6 protein-coding genes are annotated in these 5,432 nt (G+C 68.7%); 4 read left to right on the top strand and 2 right to left on the bottom strand.

What is annotated here, in order from left to right; genetic code table 11:
* Nucleotides 1-88: 88 nt before the first annotated feature.
* Complete coding sequence (locus ACT4N3_RS01615; RefSeq protein WP_444853459.1) at nucleotides 89-511, bottom strand: hypothetical protein; 423 nt, start codon at nucleotides 509-511, stop codon at nucleotides 89-91.
* A gap of 2 nt (nucleotides 512-513) precedes the next feature.
* Nucleotides 514-957 carry an MgtC/SapB family protein gene (locus tag ACT4N3_RS01610; protein WP_444853458.1) on the bottom strand — a complete coding sequence of 148 codons (444 nt, stop codon included), beginning with the start codon at nucleotides 955-957 and terminating at the stop codon, nucleotides 514-516.
* A 133-nt stretch (nucleotides 958-1,090) separates the two neighbouring features.
* Between ACT4N3_RS01610 and lptF the strand changes: the two genes are divergently transcribed.
* The 4 genes from lptF to ACT4N3_RS01590 are packed head-to-tail and all read left to right on the top strand — an operon-like array spanning nucleotide 1,091 to nucleotide 5,265.
* The gene (lptF, locus tag ACT4N3_RS01605) at nucleotides 1,091-2,293 is read left to right on the top strand and encodes an LPS export ABC transporter permease LptF (protein WP_444853460.1); all 1,203 of its coding nucleotides are present in this window, start codon (nucleotides 1,091-1,093) and stop codon (nucleotides 2,291-2,293) included.
* Nucleotides 2,290-3,387 (top strand): LPS export ABC transporter permease LptG, encoded by a 1,098-nt coding sequence (gene lptG / locus ACT4N3_RS01600; RefSeq protein ID WP_444853457.1) that lies wholly within the window; start codon nucleotides 2,290-2,292, stop codon nucleotides 3,385-3,387. The genes lptF and lptG overlap by 4 nt, the downstream gene beginning before the upstream one ends.
* 4 nt (nucleotides 3,388-3,391) lie before the next feature.
* Nucleotides 3,392-3,742, top strand: coding sequence for a DUF3147 family protein (locus tag ACT4N3_RS01595; RefSeq protein ID WP_444853456.1), 351 nt, complete (start codon nucleotides 3,392-3,394; stop codon nucleotides 3,740-3,742).
* A gap of 8 nt (nucleotides 3,743-3,750) precedes the next feature.
* Complete coding sequence (locus ACT4N3_RS01590; protein ID WP_444853455.1) at nucleotides 3,751-5,265, top strand: lipopolysaccharide biosynthesis protein; 1,515 nt, start codon at nucleotides 3,751-3,753, stop codon at nucleotides 5,263-5,265.
* Nucleotides 5,266-5,432 lie beyond the last annotated feature (167 nt).

The raw sequence follows: 5,432 nt of genomic DNA, 5'->3' as shown, positions 1-5,432 counted from the left end.
ACGAGCAGCAGGGCGATCGCTGAAACGCGCTGCAAAGGCCTCATCGCCATCCCCTTCCTCGCTGGAGGAGAGCATGGCGCAGCCGGCTTCAGTCCGCCAGCGCTTTCGCCCGCTCCCCGATCCGCCTGTCGCGCCGCACCGCTTTCGCCATCAGCTCGAGCCGATGCAGCAAGGGATCGGCCGCGTCCTCCATCGCCCGCGGCCGCTCGCGCAAACGACAGAGGAAGATATAGAGCAACGAGAAGCGCTCCGGATCGCGGTGCAGGATCACGCTGCGCGCCAGTTCGATAAACGCTTTGGGCACCGAGAACAGGCCCGGCGCGGCGGGCGGTGCCGGAGCCGACGTGGCCAACAGGTCCGTCTCGCCATCCATCTCCCAGACCACCTCGTCCGGTGGGACGTCGATCAGCGCGAGCCCGCGCGCCGCCTCGCGCCAGCCCTCGAAATCCTCCGGCCCGGCGAGCCGCACGACGCGCGGCGCCCGCCGCTCAAGGGCAGGTGCCGCCAGCATCGTCACTCCTTACCGTCGCGGGCCGCGCGCTTAAGCGGCGGCGCGAGCTGCAGCGTCGCAAAGGTGACCAGCGCCAGCATCACCGCGACGTCATAAGCGCCGAGCCCGACCGCGACGCCGATCGCGCCGGTCACCCAGAGGCTGGCGGCAGTGGCGGTGCCGTGCACTGATCCGTCGGTCTTCAGGATGGCACCACCGCCGATGAAGCCCATGCCGACGATCAGACCTTCGATGATCCGCGCCTGGGCCTCCGGATGGCCGGCGGACAGCGTTTCGGTGGCCTGGACGAAGCCGCAGGTCGCTATCGCGACCAGCGGAAAAGTCCTGAGGCCCGCGCTGCGCTCCTCCTTCTCGCGGTTCCAGCCCAGCGGGAAAGCGAGCGCATAAGCGATCAGCAAGGCCATCGCATGCGGGACGAGATCGAACTGGGCGAACAGTCTTTCCATGCCTATAACAACCGGCGAGGTTCGTTTCGGCTCCCTCGCGGGCGTCGCACACGCGATGATTAACGCATGACCGGCCCGCGCCGCGGCGCTATAGCGTCAGGCGCGCGGACGCCCGAAGGTGATTGACTTGACGCTGGTTCCCCGGATCGACCGCTACCTGGCGCGCCTCATCTTTCTCCCTCTGCTCGGCACGTTGTTGCTCGCGGCGATGCTGCTGACGCTGGAGAAGATGCTGCGCCTGTTCGATTTCGTGGTCAGCGAAGGCGGCCCGGTCACCGTCGTCTGGCGGATGATGGCGAACCTGATCCCGGAATATCTCGGCCTCGGCATTCCGTTGGGGCTGATGCTCGGCATCCTGCTCGCCTTCCGCCGCCTCGCCACCTCCTCCGAGCTCGATTCGCTGCGCGCGGCCGGCCTGAGCTATGGCCGGCTGCTGCGCATTCCTTATGCCTACGCGCTGGTGCTGATGGCGGTGAACATCGGCATCGTCGGCTTCGTCCAGCCCTATTCCCAATATGCCTATCAGGAGCTGCGCTTCGATCTCCAGTCGGGCGCGCTCGGCGCCTCGATCAGGGTCGGCGAGTTCAACAATTTCGGCCGCCGCATGACGCTCCGCGTCGAGCGCAGCGAGAATCGCGGCACCGATCTTTACGGCGTCTTTGTCCGCGCCAACACGCGCGACGGGCGCAGCCTCGCCGCCGCCGCCGATCGCGGCACCTTCCTCGCCACCGACGATCCGAACACGATCATCTTCCGGCTGATCAACGGCCGGCTGGTCCACAACCAGCGCAGTTTCCCGGTGCCGCGGGTGCTGAGCTTCCAGCGCTACGATCTGCCGATCGACCTGCCGTCGATCGAGGCCTTCCGCGGCCGTGGCAATCCGCTGAACGAGCTCACCATCACCGAGCTGTTCCGCCAGGGCTATCTGGCCGACGTGCCGCCGCAGCGGCGAATCGGCGCCCAGGCGCAATTCCACTTCCGCCTGGTCGAGATGGTGATGATCCTGATGCTGCCGATGCTGGCGGTGGCGCTCGCCGTGCCGCCCAAGCGCAGCACCTCGGGGCTCGGCATCTTCCTCTCGGTGATCATGGTCGTCACCTATCACAAGGTGAATCAATATGGGCAGGAGGCGGCGGCGAACGGGCAGATCGAGCCGATCCTCGCGCTCTGGGTGCCCCTCGTCCTGTTCGCCGCCTTGATCTTCTGGATGTACTGGACGCTCGCCCACAAGCCGGGCGGCCAGCCGATCGGCGCGCTCGAGCGCGTCTTCGCCAGGCTCGGCAAGCTGGTTTCGCGGCTGTTCCGCCGCCGCCGCAGGCTGATCCCGGCCGAATGATCAACCTCAACTTCTTCCCGTCCCGGCCGATCGCCTTCTACATGGCGCGGCTGTTCATCGTCCGCAGCCTGGCCGTTCTCGCCGGCCTCACGCTCGTGCTGATGATGCTCGATCTGCTCGGCAATGCCGGCGACATCCTCGCCGTGCCGGGCAATGGCGACGCCGATCTGTGGCGCTATGTCGGCTATCGGGTGCCGCAGCTCATCAACCGCTTCCTGCCCTTCTCGGTGCTGCTCGGCACCCTGATCACGCTCGCCACCTTGAACCAGAATAGCGAGATCGTCTCGATGAAGGCGGCGGGCGTCTCCGCTCACCAGATCATCGCGCCGCTGATCGTCGCCGCCTTCCTGTTCGCACTCGCCCATTTCGCGTTCAACGAGCGGATCGTCACCCGCGCCAACGCCGCGCTCGACGCCTGGGAGGCGGTCGACTGGGGGCTGGTGCCCGCGGGCAGCGGCGTGCAGAGCAATGTCGCCTTCACCCATGGCGACAATCTGGTCTTCGCACGCCTCGTCGCCGGCCGCGACGATGCGGTGCGGCTGGCCGGAATCACCATCTACGAACGCGCCCAGGGCACGTTGCGGCGGATCTTCAACGGCGAGACCGGCGGGCGGGATCCGGGCGGCTGGCGGCTGCAGAATGTCACGGTCTTCGACGTCGACAGCGGCGTCCAGAGCCGCCTGCCCAGCCTGGTCTACGGCCCGGACATCCGCCCCGACCAGTTCACCCTCGCCCGGGTCGATCCCGACGAGCGCGACATTTTCTCGCTGCGCGGCGCGATCGCCGAATTGCGCGCCGTCGGCCGCCCGACCGAGAGCCTGGAGGCGCATTGGTGGCGCAAGCTCGCGCTGCCGATGTCCTCGGTGCTGATGCCTTTGCTGGGCGCGGTCGCCGCCTTCGGTCTCGCCCGCTCCGGCCAGCTGATCGCCCGCGCCGTGATCGGCATGGCGCTTGGTTTCGCATATTTCGTCGCCGACAATTTCGCCATCGCGATGGGCAATTTCGGCGCCTACCCGCCTTTGCTCGCCGCCTGGGGCCCGTTCTTCCTGTTCCTGCTGATCGGCGAGACGGTGCTGATCCGCACCGAGGAGTGAGGCGATGCTCTATCTCGCGATCAAGGCCGCGCTTTCCGGCATCATCGTCGCCATCGTCTCGGAGGTCGCGCGGCGCAACGCGGGCCTTGGCGGCCTGATCGTCTCGCTGCCGCTCGTGTCGCTGCTCACCTTCATCTGGCTGTGGCGCGACACCGGCGATGTCGAGCGGATCGCCGCGCTCTCGCGCTCCGCTTTCTGGTTCTTCCTGCCCTCGATGCCGATGTTCCTCGCGCTCCCCGCCTTGCTGCGCATGGGCCTCGGCTTCTGGTTGGCGCTGGCGCTCGCCTGCGCGCTGACCATCGCGCTCTATGGCGCCATGACCCTCGCCGCCCCGCGCCTTGGCCTGCGCTTCTAGGGGACGCGATGACCGACGCGCCCGCTCCTCCCGCCGTCACCCGCGGCGAGGTCGCGCAGGGCGCGTTCCTCGCCGGCCTGTCGCGCGCGGGCGCGGTGATCGAGGCGGTCGCCCAGCCGCTCTACATCTGGCTGTTCGGGCTCGCGACCTATGGCGTCTATGTCGTGCTCTGGGCCGCGATCAACCTCGCCACCAACCTCGTCGACCTCTCCCTGACCAGCGCCCTGCAGCGCATCGTCCCCACGCGCGACGAGGAGGAGGCGCATGGCGCGGTGCGGCTTGCCTTGCTGGTCACGTTGATCCCCGCGATCCTGATCGCGGCGATCGCCGCCTGGCAGGCGCCCGCGCTCGCCGGCCTGATCGCCGCCGCGCCCGAGGACGCCGCCCGCTTGCCCGCCGCGATCGCCCTCTTCGCCTGGGCTTTGCCTTTGTGGACCTTCATCGAGATCGCAACCTCCGCCGCCCGCGCCCGCCGCGCCTTCGGGCCGGAGATCCGGATCAGGATCGTGTGGGAGCAGTTCGCCCGCATCCTGTTCGCCCTCGGCTTCTTCCTGCTTGGCTTCGCGCGGCTCGGCCTGATGGCGGCGCATCTCGCCTCGCTGACCCTCACCGCCTTGCTCTGCCTCAGGCTGCTCGGCCGCTATTATGACCTCAGGCGCCTCTTTCGCGCGCCGATGCCCGGCCCGCTCGCCCGCGATCTGCTCCTTGCGGGCCTCGCTTTGATTCCCGCTAACATTTCCCGCCGGATGCTGATCGACGCGCCGCCCTTGCTGATCAACCTGATGATTCCCGGCGCGCGCGGCGCCGAGGCGGCGGGCCTGTTCGAGATCGCCCGCAAGCTCTCGACCGTGCCCTATATCGTCCGCCAGTCCTTCCAGTATGTGCTCGGGCCGCTCGCTTCCGCCCAGGCCCATGCCGACCGCAGCCAGGTCGGCCCGCTCTACCGCTTCGCCACCCGCGTCTCGACCGCTTTGGTCGTGCCGCTCGCCGGCCTGCTCGTCTTCACCGGCCCCGACATCCTCAGCGTCTATCGCCGCGAGGCGATGGCCGCCTTGCCCCTGCTCGCCATCCTCGCCGCCGCCCGCGCCGGCGAGGCGATCGTTGGCCCGGCCGGAACGATCGTCGAGATGATCGGCCACCGGGCCTTGCCCCTGCTCAACAGCCTGATCGCCGCCGCGCTCTGGCTCGCCCTCGCTTTCTGGCTGGTCCCGGCGCAGGGCGCCTGGGGCATGGCGGTCGCCGTCTCCGTCGCGATCCTCGTCTCCACTTACGCCGCCGCTGTCGAGCTTAGGATCGGCGACGGCCTCTCGCCCTTCGACTACAAGCTCGCCCAGGGCTTCACGGTCGCGATCGGCGGCGTCGCGTGCATGTGGGCGTGGAGCAGCGCCTTCGGCGGCCCGCTCCGCTTCGCCGGCAACATGACCTTCTGGGCCGCCACCTCCTGGCTCGCGCTGCGTTACGGCCTCAACCGCAGCGACCGCGAGTCGCTGGGTGGTTTGGCGCGGCGGCTGCGGCTGGCGTAAAGGGGGCGCGATGGAGACCAATCCCGTCTTGGCCTACGGCGCCTGGCTCGCCGGGACGCCCGACGCATGGCCGGACGAAGCGCTCGAATCCGCGCATCGCCAGTTTATCGATGTGCTCGGGGTCACGATTGCCGGCGCGGTCGAGCCGGCCACTTTGGCGGTGCTGG

The sequence above is a fragment of the Sphingosinicella sp. genome (assembly GCF_052388015.1).
Classification (GTDB): domain Bacteria; phylum Pseudomonadota; class Alphaproteobacteria; order Sphingomonadales; family Sphingomonadaceae; genus Allosphingosinicella.
The sequence above is the reverse complement of the archived record's forward strand: the minus strand, read 5'-3'. Positions and strand labels throughout refer to the sequence as shown.